At 49.4% G+C, this 18,586-nt stretch carries 12 protein-coding genes; 7 read left to right on the top strand and 5 right to left on the bottom strand.

Annotated features, from left to right (window positions below):
• Positions 1-382: 382 nt before the first annotated feature.
• The gene (gene hmpF / locus ACEW9I_RS16940; protein WP_373541508.1) at positions 383-2,101 is read right to left on the bottom strand and encodes a pilus motility taxis protein HmpF; all 1,719 of its coding nucleotides are present in this window, start codon (positions 2,099-2,101) and stop codon (positions 383-385) included.
• 777 nt (positions 2,102-2,878) lie between these two features.
• Between hmpF and ACEW9I_RS16945 the strand changes: the two genes are divergently transcribed.
• The 4 genes from ACEW9I_RS16945 (at position 2,879) to ACEW9I_RS16960 (ending at position 12,067) form a co-directional block, all read left to right on the top strand.
• Positions 2,879-3,244, top strand: a complete 366-nt coding sequence (locus ACEW9I_RS16945) for a response regulator transcription factor (protein ID WP_373541509.1) — start codon at positions 2,879-2,881, stop codon at positions 3,242-3,244.
• A gap of 110 nt (positions 3,245-3,354) precedes the next feature.
• Complete coding sequence (locus tag ACEW9I_RS16950) at positions 3,355-3,882, top strand: chemotaxis protein CheW (protein ID WP_373541510.1); 528 nt, start codon at positions 3,355-3,357, stop codon at positions 3,880-3,882.
• A 135-nt stretch (positions 3,883-4,017) separates the two neighbouring features.
• Positions 4,018-6,912: a methyl-accepting chemotaxis protein gene (locus tag ACEW9I_RS16955; RefSeq protein WP_373541511.1), complete on the top strand. Its 2,895-nt coding sequence runs from the start codon at positions 4,018-4,020 to the stop codon at positions 6,910-6,912.
• Between the two features lie 115 nt (positions 6,913-7,027).
• Positions 7,028-12,067: a response regulator gene (locus tag ACEW9I_RS16960; protein WP_373541512.1), complete on the top strand. Its 5,040-nt coding sequence runs from the start codon at positions 7,028-7,030 to the stop codon at positions 12,065-12,067.
• A 74-nt stretch (positions 12,068-12,141) separates the two neighbouring features.
• On the opposite strand, the gene ACEW9I_RS16965 is transcribed toward ACEW9I_RS16960, so the two are convergent.
• Entirely contained in the window at positions 12,142-12,768 is a 627-nt protein-coding gene (locus ACEW9I_RS16965) for a metal-binding protein (protein WP_373541513.1), read from the bottom strand.
• Positions 12,769-12,871: 103 nt separating this feature from the next.
• Here ACEW9I_RS16965 and cobO point away from each other — a divergent pair, with 103 nt between their 5' ends.
• The 3 genes from cobO to ACEW9I_RS16980 all read left to right on the top strand — a co-directional run bounded on the left by cobO (position 12,872) and on the right by ACEW9I_RS16980 (position 15,590).
• Positions 12,872-13,489, top strand: coding sequence for a cob(I)yrinic acid a,c-diamide adenosyltransferase (gene cobO / locus ACEW9I_RS16970; protein ID WP_373541514.1), 618 nt, complete (start codon positions 12,872-12,874; stop codon positions 13,487-13,489).
• Between the two features lie 45 nt (positions 13,490-13,534).
• Positions 13,535-14,437, top strand: a complete 903-nt coding sequence (gene truB, locus ACEW9I_RS16975; RefSeq protein ID WP_373541515.1) for a tRNA pseudouridine(55) synthase TruB — start codon at positions 13,535-13,537, stop codon at positions 14,435-14,437.
• Positions 14,438-14,549: 112 nt separating this feature from the next.
• Positions 14,550-15,590 carry a hypothetical protein gene (locus tag ACEW9I_RS16980; RefSeq protein WP_373541516.1) on the top strand — a complete coding sequence of 347 codons (1,041 nt, stop codon included), beginning with the start codon at positions 14,550-14,552 and terminating at the stop codon, positions 15,588-15,590.
• 97 nt (positions 15,591-15,687) lie between these two features.
• Here ACEW9I_RS16980 and ACEW9I_RS16985 read toward each other — a convergent pair whose 3' ends face one another.
• The 3 genes from ACEW9I_RS16985 to ACEW9I_RS16995 form a co-directional block, all read right to left on the bottom strand.
• Entirely contained in the window at positions 15,688-16,323 is a 636-nt protein-coding gene (locus ACEW9I_RS16985; protein ID WP_373541517.1) for a Vat family streptogramin A O-acetyltransferase, read from the bottom strand.
• Positions 16,324-16,412: 89 nt separating this feature from the next.
• Positions 16,413-17,015, bottom strand: coding sequence for a Uma2 family endonuclease (locus ACEW9I_RS16990; protein WP_373541518.1), 603 nt, complete (start codon positions 17,013-17,015; stop codon positions 16,413-16,415).
• 143 nt (positions 17,016-17,158) lie between these two features.
• Entirely contained in the window at positions 17,159-18,229 is a 1,071-nt protein-coding gene (locus ACEW9I_RS16995) for an AI-2E family transporter (RefSeq protein WP_373541519.1), read from the bottom strand.
• Positions 18,230-18,586 lie beyond the last annotated feature (357 nt).

Raw genomic sequence — 18,586 nt, forward strand, 5'->3', positions numbered from 1 at the left:
GATGCGCTGTCTTGACCCAAACACATGCGGAGGGAACCTCCGCGTGATTTGGGTCGCTAAACCCTCGGCAAAGCCTACGTATCGCGCATCGCTACGCGGACTGAGATCTAGAGTGTCTTAACCGATGTGGCGACTGCTATATCAACTCAGTAACCACGATCGCAGCAGTTATTCATCGCTCCCCTCTACCCTCTACCCGCTGCCGATGAGACAATTGTGGCAATATTGACGACTTTAGCGATCGCGATCGGTGACAATCGCCATGACTCGATCGGCATCACGATCGCCCGTGGGACAATCTTAGGTAAAGTTATTTGGCATTTTGGTCATAAATAAGTAAGTTGTGATAGTTATTTATCAATCCACCATCCACCATCCACCATCAACCATCCATCGGCATCCCATGAACGAGATTGTTTAATAAAGATTCAATTTGTTGCATGGCTTGGTGATTGTCTGGTTGACGATCGACAGCATCAGCCAAGCTACTCAACTGATGTTTAAATGTGTTGAGACGATCTTGTAATGGTTGAATTAGATCTTCATAGACAGCGATTTTAGCAACTAGTTGTGTAGCTAACTGTTTGGTAGTTTGATGTTGGAATTCGAGATCTTGTACCTGCTTGGATTCGTAGAGATAAGTCTCTACTTGTCGTTCGATTTTGGCTTTAGTTTGCTCGATGTTTGCCCGTAGGTTGTGAATTTCGGTTTCGACTTGAGTTAGTTCCGATTGCTGTTGTTGGCGTTGGCTATCCAATATTTGTAAGATCGACTCCCATTCGATCTGCGATCGATCTGCTCCTACTGGTGGATGACCTTGACGTTGGCGCAGGATACGATTGTGAACTTGGAGATAAGTTTGTCGTTCGCGCATGGTTTGGCGTTGACCGTCGAGAGTGTGGTCGAGCATATTATAGCCATCTTGTTCGTCAGCAAGATCGGCTTCCAATTTGAGCCTGTCGAAATCATTGGCAGCCAAAATTGCTTGACGAAGTTCGTCGATCGCTGCTTGCTTTTCTTGCAGCTCTTCTTCTTCTAAATGTACAAAATTTACCGATCGATCGACTTCGGTTTGGAGATTTTCAACAATTGTTTGGAGTTGGGCAAGTGGCATTGTTTCCAACTGTTCGAGGTCGATTTGGATATCACCAATATCAGTACTGCCTTTAGAGATCAGATAAATCTGCTGATAATTTTCCTGCTCCAAACCGATGCGAGTAGTCAACCGTTGCACGTATTCTTGTTGCATCGTGAGTGTGTGTTGCTCTACCTCCCAGTCGGTTTGGGTGGCTTCGAGAGCAGTTTGCAATTCTTGGAGTTGTTGCTTGGCGCGATCGAGTTCTTGGTGCTGACGATCGAGTTCTGCTTGAGTGTCCACTACCTGCTGTTGGTGCTGATGCAATTGCTCCCAATATCCAGTGAGCAGCTCCTGTTGACTTTCGATCGCGGCAACGGTGAGTTCGAGTTGTTGCGGATTGAGCGCACCCGCAGTACCGCCCAGTTGGTGGAGAGCCGTCCGAATTTCGGCGATTTGTTGTTCGCTGAGTGCTCCACCCATCGAGTGCTCTTGCTGGTCGAGATATTGCTCTTTGGCACGTAATTGCTCCCACCGCGCTTCTAGTGCTTGGCGAGATTGTTCGTGCTGATCGCGTGTCGCCTCCAGAGCTTGCGTTTCTTGTGTCAATCTGTCGAGTTCGGCGCGGGTGTGTTCGAGATCTTCTTCCCGTCCATAAATTTCTTCCTGACGCAGTTGCAGTTGCTGGCTTTGCAAGCTCAGTGATTGCCGCCAGCTTTCGATTTCGTCAGCTTCTTTCTTATATTTTTCAATTTGCCGCGACAGATTTTGGAGAATACCAACCAAATGTTTACCAGCATCCCGAATTTGGGATTGAATTTGGCGACTGGCATTCATCTCTACCAGTACCAATACGCCAGGATTGTAATTACCAATGTCATCAGGCGCACTAATTAACTCTTCGCCAGGGATGGCACTCCAATTCTGTTCGGTACGCTGACAAGCCAATAGTTTGAGTTCGGGCTTACTTCTACCGCCGATATTGAACCCTGATTTTGGCTTTTGGACTTCTGCTAGATACAACACGTTGATATTCCCTTATCTTATATATATAAATTTAGGCTGTTGTCGATTCTGCACAGGAGCGGCTTCGCCAACGGACAGGATCGAGCGGTGAATCCAAAAGATCGATCCTGTGCCAATACTTAGTAGACACTTCGAGCCGCTCTGACTGGATTACTCAAAACCGGATGTGGTAGAGACATCAGCCACGAACTCCCGTCTGTGAATTTTACCAATCAGCTCAAGCTCGGGTTGACAATGAATTTGGGGGGTGAGCGACGCAGCGCCAGCAGCAGTGGCTGGGTTGGCTTTGCCTCAGCGAGAGGAGCATCAGTCATTTTTCCGTGCTCAGTACCAAGATGAGTTTAATTAAGCTTTGTCTCAATTAGCGAGATGTCATCACTAACAACTATATATACATCGACCGCCTTCTGTCATCAGCATAAAATCTAACTAAATTTTTGAGGGATCTTGGAAATGGTGCAACAAACTGGTGAATGTGTGGGAAAACTAAGTGTAACGGACATAATTTGCGGAACCGACACTCGAACTGGGTAAATTTTTGAGGATGCTCTGAGTCATCGCTAACTTGACAGGTTCCAGATTTGCCGCCGCTGACAGCTTAATGTTAGCAATTTGGTGTCAGTTGACAGTTGCTAATGGGTGGTACCCACTCGTCTCTAGTCCTATTCTCCGATGCCGATCGGTATCAGCTATGAACCTCTACTATGTATAAAGTCGCTCGATCGCCTTCAATGTCCATGCTCTCAGCCTCCATTCACCTCATCGATTAGCAGATATATGAAAACAGTTCTAGTTGTGGATGATAGTACCGCCCAGCGGGAAATGATCAAAGAGCTACTCCAAGCTAGTGGGATGACAGTCAATGTCGCCATGGATGGCGAACAAGCTGTAGCAGTTGCCCTGGAAATCATTCCAGATATTGTCGTGCTCGATGTTGTCATGCCCAAGATGAATGGCTACGAAGTTTGTCGAATGCTCAAATCTAATCCCAAAACTCAAGATGTGCCAGTGATTTTGTGTAGCTCCAAGAGCGAGGATTTTGATAAACATTGGGGAATGCGTCAAGGTGCAGATGCCTATGTCTGCAAACCATTCGAGCCAGTGGAATTGCTAAGTACGATCAAACAGTTATTGCGGAATTAGGATAGAGCTGATGGTTCTCAATTTAGATTTTCTCACTAGCGACACTGCTTTCGAGCCAGTGGAATTGCTAAGTCCGATCGAACAGTTATTGCGAAATTAGGATAGAGCTGATGGTTCTCAATTTAGATTTTCTCACTAGCGACACTGCTCCCGACACTACTGATGTGACGGCTGGGAGCCGCGATGGCGAGTTGTGTTTGCGCTTTGATGTCCCCTCGGGGAATGAGTTTGCACTGATCGCTTCTGGCGTCCGCGAGGTGATGTCGGTTTATTTCGATCGGATCACCCCGATTCCCAATGCTTCACCGTTCTTCCTCGGTACATATAATTGGCGCGGTCAAGTAATTTGGGTAGCCGATCTGGGTCAATTTCTCGGCGATCGCGTATTGGTAAATACCAACCAAAACGAAGTCTCCGTGCTAATTGTGGAAGAACAGGAACTGGTGATGGGTTTTGCCGTGCATACGGTGGCAAATACGGAATGGCTCGATCTCTCGCAGATGCTCCCACCCGATCGCGATCTCCCAGTAGCGATGCGGAATTTTGTCAAGGGAGTCTATCCGACCACGGCAGCGACGCCAGGATTGAAATTATTAGATCGAGTCGCAATTCTTCGCTCTTCGCAATGGACAATCTAATCAATTTCAGTCAATACTGCCTCCGGCGGTATCGAAAAATATCCTGCTTTTTGCTACTCATCTCAAAAATAGCCTAAAACTTATACAAAATATCCATAATTTATCAAATCAGCCAGTTAATAGATAGTAAAAACAATGATTTCTAATCCAGATTACACTCAAGACTATACTCAAGATTATCAATTGGCAGAAGCAGCTTATCTTCAAGGTAACTACGAAAAAGCAGCGTCAATCATCGATACTCTCGTCACTAAATTTCATGACGATCCGAGCGTCAGACTCTTGCGCGGACACATCTATTGCTATGGTTTGTATCAATATGAGATTGGCAAAAAAGAGTATGAATATGTCATTGGGATTTCCAGCGATCCAGAATTTCTCCAGTTTGCACATAGTGGCTTGGAATACGCCAATTCTTGTCTGAGCCAATCTGGCAGTCGCGAACAGTTCAATGATGGTGACTCGGGCGGACACTATCGCGATACCAGTGCAGATTCGGCGGAGTTGCTAACTTGGCGACAACCAGAAGATCTGACTGCTGATGAAGATTTCGATCTGGCAGCTCTGAATTTTAATGTCGATATGTCGGGGCAATTGTTTCCGAACCAAGCGACAGACTTTTTTGCGGTCGAGACTAGTGCGCTCGGTCAAAAGCCCCCAGTAGCAACGGGTTTTCATAATAACGAACAAGAAACGCTCACTGATGCTTTTGCTTTTGGCTATACCAAGGAGGGCGAACTGAGTGCCGATCCCAGCAGCCAACTTTTTGGCGATTTCCCGCTAGCCACTACTACTGAAGCGGTTGATGATACGGGATTTTTTAATGTCTCGCCAGCGGCACGACGGGCGTTTGCGACTTTCGATCCAGATCGAGCGGGATCGACAGTTGACAACAGCGATCGATCGACTTTCACCACCCCAGAGCCAGAGCGCACCAACATTGACTCGCTCACGGACAATCTCCAGCCCCAAAGTCAAACTAGCGTGGAGGAGTTAAGCCCTGCCAATCGACCAACACTAATTTTCTCCAATCATGGTCTCGATCCACTCGATCGCGAACCCAATACCCCACCAGGTGAATTTTCAGTTGAAGATATCTCAGATGCTCTCAATGAAATCAGCGGTGCCTTACCGATGGCATGGCCGCCAACTGGGCACGCAGCCGATAGCTCCCACTGGATGGATGACGATCGCCACGGACAAGCATCTGGCAATCCCAACCAGCCCACAGCCGATGACTCAGACTTCGGTATCGCACCAGCTTTTCAGGAAGCTTTCACACCCCAACCAACTAGTCCAGTGGCGGCACATTCCCCCACACCAAATTCGCCCAAACAGTTCGAGACGCTCGAGCATTCATTATCTTCGATCCCCGATAGTGGTGGCGGCGTGCAGTCGGGATTTTTTGACTTGCCAGATGATTTCCTCGAACAACCTACACCCTCGGCGATCGAAATCCCCAAATCTTCGGGGATGTTTGATGATAGTTCGACCTTCATCAATGGGGTGTCGGTTTCTGGGATCAAAAATCAACAGCCTGGAGCGATGAGTAATATCTATCGAGAGGATAGTACCCTGATGACCAATATCCCCCCCGCCCAAGGTATCTTTGCACCGTTTGAGAATGCTTCATTTCAGAAGAAGCAGTGGCTGACTGCTGGTGCTGCTGGATTGGGTGCGGCGATCGCGATCGCTGGAGCGACTTTTGCCACTAGTCTGACGCTCGACAACAAGGATAAAGCCGCGATCCCGCTACTCCAACGGACAGGGGCGATCGCGATGGTGTTGGGCGGTCTAGCGAGTTTTGGGATCGCTAGAGTCTTGATGGGTCGCTATACCAAGCAGGTAAGTCGCAGTGTGCGCGACTTGCAATCCAATTTTGAACAGGTGGCTCAGGGCAATATGGCGGCTCGCGCTACTGTCTCTTCGCAGGATGAATTGGGCGTGTTGTCGTCCTCATTCAACTATATGTTGCAATCGGTGATAACTAGCAACTCCGAAGCCCAACGCAAGGCACGCGAGATGGAACTTGCCAAAGATGAGCTACAACGCCAGGTAATCCGCCTCCTCGATGATGTCGAAGGTGCGGCGCGAGGCGATCTGACCGTCAAAGCGGAAGTCACTGCCGATGTCCTCGGTGCGGTGGCGGACTCATTCAACTTGACGATCGATAGTTTGCGGCAGATCGTCCAACAGGTGCAAGTCGCCGCCGTCCAGGTCAACCAAGGTTCGACCGAGAGTGAAGCATTTGCGCGGCGACTATCTTCGGACGCGCTCAGTCAAGCTGAAGAACTCGCCGTCACGGTCAACTCCGTCCAAATGATGACAGCATCGATCAAGCGGGTAGCTGAAAGTGCCCGTGAATCAGAAGAAGTAGCCCGCACCGCTTCTTCGACCGCCCTCAAAGGTGGTGAAGCGGTAGACCGGACGGTAGCTGGTATTCAAGAGATTCGCGAAACGGTAGCAGAAAGTACGCGTAAAGTCAAGCGACTGGCTGAATCTTCTCAACAAATTTCCCAAATCGTCTCCGTAATTTCTCAAATCGCCTCCCGTACCAACTTACTCGCTCTCAATGCCAGTATCGAGGCCGCCAGAGCGGGCGAATCAGGCAAAGGATTTGCGATCGTCGCCGATGAAGTCCGTCAGCTAGCAGACAGAAGTGCCAAAGCTCTCAAAGAAATCGAGCATATCGTGCTCCAGATCCAAAGTGAGACTGGCTCAGTAATGGCAGCGATGGAACAGGGGACACAACAAGTCATCCAAGGTACCAAACTAGCAGAACAAGCCAAGCGATCGCTCGATGACATCATCCAAGTATCCAATCGGATCGATGCACTGGTGCGATCGATTACCTCCGACACGATCGAGCAACGCGAAACATCCAAAGCCGTCACCGAAGTTATGCAATCGGTCGAAATCCAAGCTCAGTCAACCTCTCAAGAAGCCCAAAAGGTATCTTCATCCCTCGAAAATCTCGTAGTCGTCGCGCGGAATCTGCTCACTTATGTCGAGCGATTCAAAGTTGAGTAATTGTGGAAAGTGAATGGTGGATGGTGAATGGTGAATGGTGAATAAGTCGTAAATTTACTCTCCATCCGCTAATTGTCAACATCCACACTGTGCCTACGGTAGTCTACCGCCAACGGTGCAAGCCATCCACCATCCACCATCCACCATCCACCATCCACCATCCACTTTCTTCACTCTCTACCCCCTTATGGAACACGATCGCATTCTGGGCTACTTTTTAGAAGAAGCTAGCGAACACTTACACACGATCGAGCAAGGCTTACGCAAACTGCCAGAAACAGTCAGACAGCCGACGATGATTCGCGAACTGTTTCGGGCAGCACATTCGATCAAAGGTAGTGCTGCTATGCTCGGACTACCCGATGTCCAACAGATCGGCAACCAATTTGAAGCCAATTTCAAACTGCTCAAAGAACAGCCTCAAATTGACGTAGATAGTCAACTCCAGTCACTATTTTTAGCCAGCTTTAGGATCTTACAGGCTGGGGTCGAGCGGGTGCGGGTAGCTAGCAATCCTTACGAGTGCGATCCGGCGACTGCCGATCCGATCGGCGATCCGGTCTTTGCCGAACTCAGAGCCTATCTCCAGCACTTAGCCGCGATCGACAGCAAGCCAGCAATCCTCATCAGCTACGAGCGATCGCCAGAGCGAGAGCCAGCGATCGAACAGGTATTCGGGGAATATGTGACCCGAAAACTAGCTGAAATCATCGGTCTGTGTCTACAACCCGATCGACCCGAAACCCGCACCCAAATTCAACAAATTTGTCAAAAGCTGGGAAATCTAGGCGAAAATTTTGAGTTCCTCGAATGGACAAATCTATTTACAGCGTGTCGATTGGCGATCGCCAATCCCGCCAATCCCCTCCCCCACCTGGGCGAAAGTATCACTATCGCTGTCAAGCAAGCCCAAGTCCTAGTATTGGCTCATCGTCAGCAAGCGATCGGCATCACACCCGATTTGGAGCTGCTGATCGCTCGTCATCACGATCGCAACGGGCAACAGCTCCCCGCACCAGGATCGATCGATAGGGTGCGAGTAGCACCCGACAATCCCGTCTTGAGTGTGCCAGCCGCAGCATTCGATCCAGACGAGATCGAATTAAATGAGTTTGTGAACTCGATCGGCGATCGATTGCCCACAGAAGGAACATGGATGCAGGATGAGGATTTCCGCGATCGGGAAGTTCCATTACCAGCTTTGGGAAATGCCACCACCGATAAATTTTATGCTCAACTATTTGAACCAGTGGCAGCATTAGATCCGACCCCACTCAACGATCTCGGCTTGTCGATCGCCCAAATCCCCCCTGATGGGACCGCCTCACCCGCAGTGCTGAGTGAGTATGATGAGGAAACATTCTACACTCCCGATCTGGATGGCATCGACGATCTCGATCTCGACGGTGCCAATTTCTGGTCGAGTACCCAGTTAGCCGCAGCTCCACAGGCAGCGATCGATCTCGATCTGCTGGTCGATCTCGATGACTACCAGCTTCAGCCCGATTTGGCACCATTAGCCGTCGATATCCCTGGAGCGGATTTTAGTCTCGATCTGCCCACCAGCGACCTCTTTCCCCCGCTTGACACTGCCGAAACTTGGTCTGAGCCGGAGGCATTAGCACAAATTGCCAGCCAGACAGCAGCACCAGTCACCGCGAATATCCACACTCAAGCGATCGACACTCCCGATCGATCTGAGTGTGCGGCACTTGAGCTAGCCGATCCGTTCGATTGTGAGCCTGAAGATGACGAGCGATCGCCAGTGAGTCATGGTGTTGCCTCATTTACTTCAGATTTACTCTATTTGGAAGACCTAAATAGTAGTAAAGAGCCAGCAGCGACGATCGCTGACGATCTAACTATCCCCGAATCGATCGATTCCCGCTATGACTTATCTGGATCGCAATTTGAAGTTGATGATTTTGAGGATCTCCAGCTCGATGTGCTTGGCTCTAATGAACCGACGAGCGATGCTCTAGATGATTTTGGCGGCTTAGATATCAATCCACTCGGCAGTAGTGGCGCGATTGTCAATCCCTGTATTGGCGATGATTTTACCGATTTAGATTTTAGTTATTTTGGGGACAACGATCTAGCCATCGGCGCGGCGATCGATAATGGTTTTACCGATCTAGATTTTAGTGCTGTCGATCGACAGGAGCTAGCTGCCAGCCAGCACGATCTAGATGACTTGGATCTCCATTCGCTGGTTAGTGAAGATCCAGCAGTCGCCGCTACAAGCGATCGCGATCGGATTGATTTGGTACCATTAATTGACGATCGTCTCGACCAGAATACCCCACTCGATGGCGATCCGCTCGGCAGTGGCGATCTCGATCTCGATGCGGAAATCGGGAACTCTTTTGCGGAGTTAGACTGTGACGATCGTCACAGTCCCAATTTTGAAGATGTGGATCTAGACTTCCTGAATGCTAGCCAGCCAAATATGCAGCTATTCGATCTCGATGATTTTGCGGACTTCGAGTTAGATATTCTCGATCGTGGCGCACCAATTTCAGACATATCTGAATTTGATTTGCTCTCACCACCACTGCCGATCGCTGCTGAGGTTGTCGAGCCACAATCTACTCTCGCCGAGCAATTGGTAACCACACCGCTCGATCGTGACGCCACAGATTTGAATCTCGATATGTTCGACAGCACCGTTGTGAGTGAGGCATCACCTGTTGACGGCAGCTTTGGGGATTTAGACTGGAGTCTACTCGATGCCGAAAATTTAGACACCGATACTGTCGCACCAGCGGCAAACATCGCTGATTTCTCGGAATTGGACTTTGATTTGGACAACCTCAGTGCTGCCGTCACCAGTGACGAAACCAATGACGATTTCTCGGAATTGGACTTCAATTTGGACAACCTCAGTGCCGCCGTCACCAGTGACGAATTGACCGATTTTGGAAATATCTTGAACGAGCAGCCTGTCTCCAACCTCACAGACACTGGCGATTTAGACACACTACTAGGAATTGCGGCTCTAGGGGTCGGTAGTGCTGCCCTCGCTGGGGGAGCGGCATTTGACGATCTCGACGCGCTGATGGCGGCTCCTGCCACTCCGATCGCCCCAGAGGTCGATCTGGACGATCTGATGAGCGAGATCGCCGCACCAGCAGCAGTTGAGATCCCACCCGTCGCCACTCCAGCCGCAGTCACGGAGGAGAAGAAACCCGATCGTCGCGCGAAACAATCGCGGACATTCGAGCAAACGATGCGGGTATCGGTGCGACATCTCAACAACCTCAACAACCTCGTCGGGGAACTAGTAGTCAACCGGAACACCTTGGAGCAAGACCAAAACCGGATGCGTCAGTTTGTCGAAAAACTCCTCTCTGAAGTCCAAAAGCTCAATGAAGTCGGGAAGCGGATGCAGGATCTCTACGAGCGATCGTTGATGGAAAACTCGCTCGTCGCCAGCCGCCAGCAAAATAAACTGGCGTCCCCACCGCCGCCACTGAATGGTGAAGATTTGGCGATCGCGGATACCTCGATCGAATACGATCCGCTAGAAATGGATCGCTTCACGCCGATTCACTTACTATCTCAAAAGATGATCGAGTTGACAGTTCGCGTCCGCGAATCCACAGCGGATATTGAGTTCGTCGTCGATGGTAGTACGGAAGTCACCCGCACCCTCCGGCAGATTACCGGACAGCTTCAGGAAGACTTGACCAAATCGCGGATGGTGCCTTTTGCCCAAACCGCCGACAGACTGCAACGGGGCGTCCGCGACAACGGGCTGAGATATGGCAAAAATGTCGAACTCAGCGTCGAAGGACGCGATACGCTCATCGACAAGGTGATCCTCGAAAGTCTCACCGAACCATTGATTCACATGGTCAACAACGCGATCGCCCACGGGATCGAATCAACGGAAACCAGACTAGCTGCTGGCAAATCCAGCGACGGCAAAATCACCATCCGCGCCCTCCATCAAGGGAACCAGACCATTATCTCCATTTCTGACGACGGTGCGGGCATCGATACCGAACGCGTCAAAGCCAAAGCGATCGAAAAAGGGATCGTTACTGCCTCACAAGCAGCAACAATGTCCAAAACTGAAGTTTACGAACTCCTATTTTTGCCTAGCTTCTCGACCAAAGACCAAGCCGATGAATTGGCAGGACGCGGCGTAGGTATGGATGTTGTCAAAACTAGTATCACCGAAATTCGAGGGACGATCGCGACAGAATCACAACTTGGCGTCGGCACTATCTTTACCATTCGGTTACCATTGGCACTGAGTATCGCCAAAGCGTTGATTGCTGTCAATAACAAAAGCAATATCGCCTTTCCGATGGACGGGATTGAAGACACTCAAGATGTCAGTCCCGAACAGATTCAAACCAACAGTGACGGCGAACAGTGCATCTTTTGGCGGGATGAACTGATGCCATTCAAACCATTATCGGAATTGCTGGCGTTCAATCGTCCGTTAGCGCGCAACAATTTCTACACCACCAACGAAGATGATAGCGATCTAGTGTCGATCTTGATTCTCCGTAGTGATGGCAACCTCACCGCCGTCCAAGTAGACAAAATCACTGGCGACCAAGAAATCGTCATCAAACCCCTGCAAGGGCCAGCAGCCAAACCACTGGGAATTGCTGGAGCCACCGTCCTCGGAGATGGGCGGATCGTGCCGATTGCCGATGTGATGGAATTGATCGCGCTGGCAAAAGGTACCCTCGCTCGGCATGTTTCGACACAGTGGACATCTCAAATCACCGCTCCAACTGACGAAGTCCGTGAATCAATGGTACTGATTGTCGATGACTCGATCACCGTCCGCGAATTGCTCTCATTGACCTTCAAACGGGCTGGCTACCGCGTCGAGCAGGCTCGTGATGGTCAAGAAGCCTGGGACAAGCTCAGAGCTGGTCTACCCTGCGATATCGTCTTCTGCGACATCGAGATGCCTCGCATGGATGGACTAGAATTCCTCTCCCGAATCCAGAAAGATCCCGCCCTCATCAAAATCCCGATCGCCATGCTCACCTCACGCGGTAGCGATCGCCATCGTCAGATCGCCTCCCAACTCGGTGCCAGTGGCTACTTTATCAAACCATACCTCGAAGAAGCTCTCCTTGATGCCGCCAAACGGATGATCCAAGGGGAAGTGTTGGAAATAGTCTAGCGCAGAGGGCGCAGAGAGAGCGGAGAACGCAGAGAGATAATCAGTGAGGTAACGATCTCAACTTAGCCCCCTCACTAGTCCCCTCTCTGCGTTCTCTTCCCCCTCCGCGTCCTCTGCGTCGCTCCTTTTGCCTGTTTTACGGGCAATTTTTTTTGCCGAGCTGCGGTTTGGGGTTTGGGGTCGCGCTGCCAGAGATGGCGTAATGGCGATCGCTTGCATGTCGATACCAACCAGTCGCTACTATAATGACTCATTGCACCCAATTCCAAGCCGCAAAACAAAGCTAAATAAATTGGTAAATGGCGATCGATCGAGTGCCGGAAAATACCAACTAACTGTTGTCCGGTATATGTCTTGGCTCCAAGTAATTGGGATATTCCTAGATAAAATAGACCCACTAACCCCACCCATAAACCCACATAGAAAATTCTGCCCACCGTCCCAATTATCGGCCCATGCGACCAGATCGATCGATGCTTAATCGCTTGCTGATACGGTCGCCACAACCACCGCAACATCCCCCAGCGTTTGTAATGAAAGGAGTACAGATCTAAATCTGGCCCAAAGATCAACCCGCTCACTAAAAAACCACCCGATACCCAAAACGCCAAGTCTGCACGGGAAGTCACATACAGCGTCCCGCCAGCAATGATAGGCAAACTCCACAGGGTTACTCGATCGTGCGTACGTCCAGATGGCAAAGTAATTAAATCAGTTGACAGTTGACAGTTGACAGTTGAGAGTAATAAATATCACTGCCAAAACCAAGTCAATTATACACTCCTAATTCCTCATCCCTAGATTATGTCATCAGAATCCAACCTTACCGACGAACAATACAAACAAAAGATGCAGCGTCGGCAACAGGTACAAGCCGAGCAGATCGAGAAATCGATCGACAAAAAAGGTTTGATTATCATCAATACTGGTACGGGCAAAGGCAAAACTACGGCGGCACTGGGAATGGTGCTCAGATCGCTTGGACACGGCTATCGAGTCGCGATCGTCCAATTCATCAAAGGTGCCTGGGAACCAGCCGAGAAAGCCGTGCTAGAACGCTTTGGCGACCAATTAGTATTTCAGGCGATGGGTGAAGGTTTTACCTGGGATACTCAGGATCGCGATCGCGATATTGCCACTGCCGCACGCGCTTGGGAGCAAGCCTTGGCTTATATCATCGATCCCAGCTATCAGTTAGTATTACTAGACGAAATCAATATCGCGCTCAAATTGGGCTATCTCAGCCCCGAAGTAGTCATCGCCGGATTGGCACAAAAACCCGAACTATCTCACGTAATTTTGACTGGTAGAGGCGCACCCCAAAGTTTGATCGACATCGCCGATCTCGTCACCGAAATGACGATGATCAAACATCCGTTCCGCGCACAAGGCGTCAAAGCTCAACCTGGAATTGAATTTTAAGCTCTCACTCCTGGAAAGTTAAAATAGAAGAATTTCGGAGCACCTGTGGACGGATTTATCAACTTACAGAAATTAGCAGGCTGGACTTCTCACGATTGTGTGGCGAAAGTGCGCCGCATCTTGCAGACGAAAAAAGTCGGACATGGTGGGACACTCGATCCCGCCGCAGTCGGCGTCCTGCCGATCGCGATCGGCAAAGCCACAAGACTGTTAGAATACCTCCCCGCAGGCAAAGCATATCGTGCCATCATTCGCTTGGGAGTCCAAACCACCACCGACGATCTCGAAGGTGAGGTTGTCTACTCCCAACCCATACCAGATCTGACGATCGCTCGGATCGAGTCCGTACTTGCCGCATTCATTGGTGAGATCGTCCAAACGCCGCCGATGTATAGTGCGATCCAAGTCAACGGACAGCGATTGTACAAGCTAGCACGCGCTGGGGAAGTCATCGACGTACCTACCCGCCAAGTGACGATCGATCGGATTGATATCCTCAAGTGGACGCCTGGAGATTTTCCAGAAGTTGAGGTGCAGATTGCTTGTGGTGGGGGTACTTATATTCGCTCGCTCGCCCGCGATCTGGGCGAAAACCTAGGCACGAGAGGAGTTTTGGCGTTTTTGGAGCGCAATGCAAGTTGTGGCTTTAGATTGACAGATAGCATCACCTTGGCAGAGCTGGAGAGCCAGCACCAAGCAGGTATGTTCACACCCATTTCACCCGATCGCGCACTGACGGATCTGCCGACGGCGACACTGACAGATGCCGATCTTGTCAAGTGTTGGAGTCAGGGCAAAAAGCTACCAGTCGCCGAACTAGGATGGACTACGAGCAATGTGGATAGCGGCTATGTCAAGGTGATGAGCGATCGGGTGTGCTTGGGAATTGGTGAAATCCAATCGATCGCTGGCGAACAATTTATCATCCCGCAGAAAGTCCTCATGTAGACCTGACGCTGCCGACGCGATCGATCCTAATGCTATGATGATTTTTCGACTCTTAGTCATTAAGAGTCATCATCATGCTGGTGCTAATTTCCATTTATTTTGAGGACGATCGATGACTGCTTCACCCAGCTCTGCTACAGATCTCGAACTTGTAGAGGCTTTAGAAACTAATGCCGATCTCACCTTCGATCTGCCCGATCCTGAAGATGAAGCAGTCGGTGACTTCGACTTTAGACAGCGGATTGATGATGCTTGGACGGTATGCGACAGATTCGATCTCCAGACTGAGATCTGGCGGGGGCGGATCTTGCGTGCAGTGCGTGACAAAGAAAAAAAAGGCGGCGACGGACGCGGACAAGGTTTCCTCAACTGGCTCAAAGATCGGGAACTCAGCAAGAGTCAAGCCTACGCCTGGATCGAACTCGCCAATAGTGCCGACACTCTCCTCGAAAATGGCGAACTCTCCCCCTCCGCGCTCAAAAACTTTAGCAAACGCGCCTTCGTCGAAACTGCCAAATCTGCCCCCGAAGTGCAGCAACTCGTCACCGACGCTGCCGAACGCGGCGAACAGATCACCCGCCGCGAAGTGCGTCAACTCTCCGATGAATGGATGGCGATGAGTTCCGATCTGATCCCTGATGAAGTCAAAGAACAAGCCGCCTCTGGAGCCACGCCACCGCGCTTCATCGCCCCCTTAGTCAAAGAAATGGAGAAACTACCTGAAGCACACCAACTCGCGATCCGAGACGAAATAGCCGCCAATCCCGACGTTGATAATATCAAGCTCGTCACCAGCAATGCCCGCAGTCTCTGCAAATATCTCGATGCTGGCGCACAGGTGCAAGTCCTCAATGACTCCAAAGTCGATCTCGCCACTGCACTCGAAGAAGCGATGCGCGTTGGCTGTCTCCCCGTCGCCGCCGACGTGCTCAAGCAAGCCGCCCAATTGGAGCAGACGATGACCAAATTTTACTTAACTTGGAAACGGTTGGGGAGTTTAGTCGATCGCTTGTACGTCGATACAGGTGCTAGTACGCCCAACTTGCGATCGCTCATTGCCTGTGTCGAACGCCTCTCTGGCGAAATCGTGGAAGTACCCCTCGACGATAGCGGCGAAAATGCGATCCGGTTGCGGGTAATGACTGGCGAGTGACACGCTGCTACTAAATTCTTAAACTAATTCAGATAACGCTGTAATTGTTACCAGCGCACTTACAACCTGCTGGAGTTTCAATGCAAATCAATGGTTGCTACTTGCAATTTATCAGAGCTTCAATATCTGCGGCTACAATTTGCTCCAGATTGCGCGTGATTTTCTCGATCTCCCAATTCCACCAAGCAACTTTAAGTAATGCAGAGATCGTCTCATCATCAAACCGTTGACGGATACACTTAGCTGGATTACCACCAACAATTGTATAAGGCAAAACATCCTTCACGACAACTGACTTTGCGGCAATGATGGCTCCGTCTCCCACCTGTACCCCTGGCATCATCACTGCTTCATAGCCAATCCACACATCGTTACCAATGACCGTATCACCTTTAGAGGGCAGTTCTCCTGCTTGAGGAGCTACTTTTTCCCAGCCATTGCCAAAAATTTGAAAGGGATAAGTCGAAAACCCATTCAACTTGTGATTTGCCCCATTCATGATGAACTTTATGCCTCTTGCCAAGGCACAAAACTTCCCGATGATTAATTTATCGCCGATCGACGGAAAATGGTAGAGAACATTCCGCTCGAAGTTTTCTGAATCTTCTGGATCGTCGTAGTAAGTATAATCTCCAATGATAATCTTGGGATTCGACACAGTATTTTGAATGAAGCAGATTTGCGGAAATCCCTTCATTGGATGCTTATCTTTTGGATCTGCTCCGTGCAACATCGATTGCTCCTAGCTTTCAAAATCCCGAACCGACGTTAGTCATCATCTGGAAACTTTCTACCTAAATTTCGACAAGTCAATTATTCAAATTACCAAATTTTTGCCATCTTCAACCCAAATCCAGGTAACTCTGGATCGCCTGTGACAAATTCGGGCTGCTCCAAAACTTCAGGATCTCGATCTGGACGGTAGATGTAAACTTGGCGATTTTTACGGTCGATTAACCAACCCAAGGATGCACCGTTGTCGATGTATTCTTGCATTTTGGTTTGCAGGGAGATGAGGGTATCGCTAGCAGATCTCAATTCAATGACGAAATCTGGACAAATTGGTGCAAAGGAAGCTTGTTCTGCTGCTGTTAGAGCATTCCAGCGTTCTAGTTTAAGCCACGATGCATCAGGAGAGCGGGTAGCTCCATTGGGTAGGGTAAAACCCGCACTGGAGTCAAAGCCAATTCCCGTCCCATTTTGCTCTGCCCAGATCCCAAGTTGTACGGCAATATTAAAATTGCGGTTGCCTGTGTCTGAAAAAGCAGGTGGCATAATGATGACTTTTCCTTGGGCGGTGCGCTCGATCCGTAGATCTTGATTGGCTTGGCAAAATTCGATGAATTGCGCCTGCGTCATGTTGACGATCGCTGGAAAGTTGACCGTTAGGGGTGTATTATCAGTTTGGATCGATAGCGTTGTCATGTCGATTACCTCCGATACAGCAAGGCTGAATCCACTTCATGTCGGACTGACAGATCTTCTTTAATTGTATTTGGTTCTAGGTAATTCTCCACAGCGGATGTCTACACTATTGGCGGGGGTTTGCTCTGCGCTCTCGTTCTGATTCAACCTGCCTCAACACGTTGAGGAGGGATTAGTAAAGAATCCGGCTCAGAGCTTCTCAATCTATCGGCGATCCGTTTGATAAACCCCGCAATCGGCACAGCTAGCAGGAGTCCCAGCAGTCCCGCCACTTGAGATCCCGTCAGCACAGAGATGAAGACAACAGCGGGATTGAGTCCAGTCATGCCGCTCATCAACCGAGGGGCGATCGCATTTTCAATAATTTGACCGACTATAATTGCCACCGCCAAAACTTTGAGTCCCAACCAAATGTTTTGGAGAGCCAATAGCGAGCTAATTACAGTAATGGTGAGGGTGCCACCAAAGGGAATCAAACTGGCAAATCCAATCGTCAATCCAAATAGCAGTCCAAATGGAATTTGCAGTAGGAGAAAAACAGTCATTAGCGAAATACCTTGAATCGTAGAGACGATCGCTTGGCCTGCAAAATAACTCTGAAAACTTTGTTTGAGTGAGTCTTGAATTCGATCGTTCCAAGGTGCCGGGAACCAACTCCATAATCCGCTCCATAGTGAGTCGCCACTAAATACTAATAAAATGGTGAGAACTAGAGTTAAAAGCAAATTTAAGGCACTATTAATCGTATCTAAAGCCAGGAAGATTGCTTTGCGGGATGCTAATTGGAGAGTTTGAGTGACTCGATCGGTTAATCCGGCTGTGAGATTAGTCAGCTCGATCGGCATATTTTGAAAAATCGGGAGTGTACTCAGGTTGACCACTTGCGCTTGTGCTGCTGTCAGCCAAGCTGGTAGACGGTTGACAAACTCCTCCAACTGTCGAAACACGATCGGTAATAGCCCAAAACCGATCGCGCCCACTAAGACAATTGCGCTAACTAGAACTAACCCAACTGCCCAAGCGCGTGGCAATCCGCGTCGTTCCAAAAAGGCAATCGGATAGTCTAGTAAAAATGTCACTAAACAAGCTGCAATAACGATGCTAGAAATCGGTTGCAGGGAATGATAAAGTAGCAAAATTAGCCACCCGTTCAGAAAGACTAGCGGGAACGTTAAGCTAAATTTGAGCCATCGGGGTAGTTTTTGATAGGACATTTGATATTAAGCGGTTGCCAATTCAAAAGATCGAGGCTGACTGTTGTTAGCATAACTTGAATACTATGTTTGATGCTGGTGTTGCCGCTGTAAAATCATCATTTTGCTGAGTAGTCACGGTGGGAGATTTTCACCCCTGTTCTTTGTTAATAAATTAAATGCCCCAGATGACCTTGCACTCGATCGCGATCGAACAGATCCGCAACACTCTCCTCTAAGGGCGTAGTTAAGGGATGGGGGAGTGCTTTTGTTCTAACAGAGTGAGAGGGGGACAAAAGTAAAAAAGACAGCGATAATATCCCTGTCCCCTTCAAAAAAATAGTGAAATGATTGTAACGTCAATTGAACAGATTTGCC

Source organism: Chamaesiphon sp., from assembly GCF_041738855.1.
Taxonomy (GTDB): Bacteria; Cyanobacteriota; Cyanobacteriia; order Cyanobacteriales; family Chamaesiphonaceae; genus Chamaesiphon.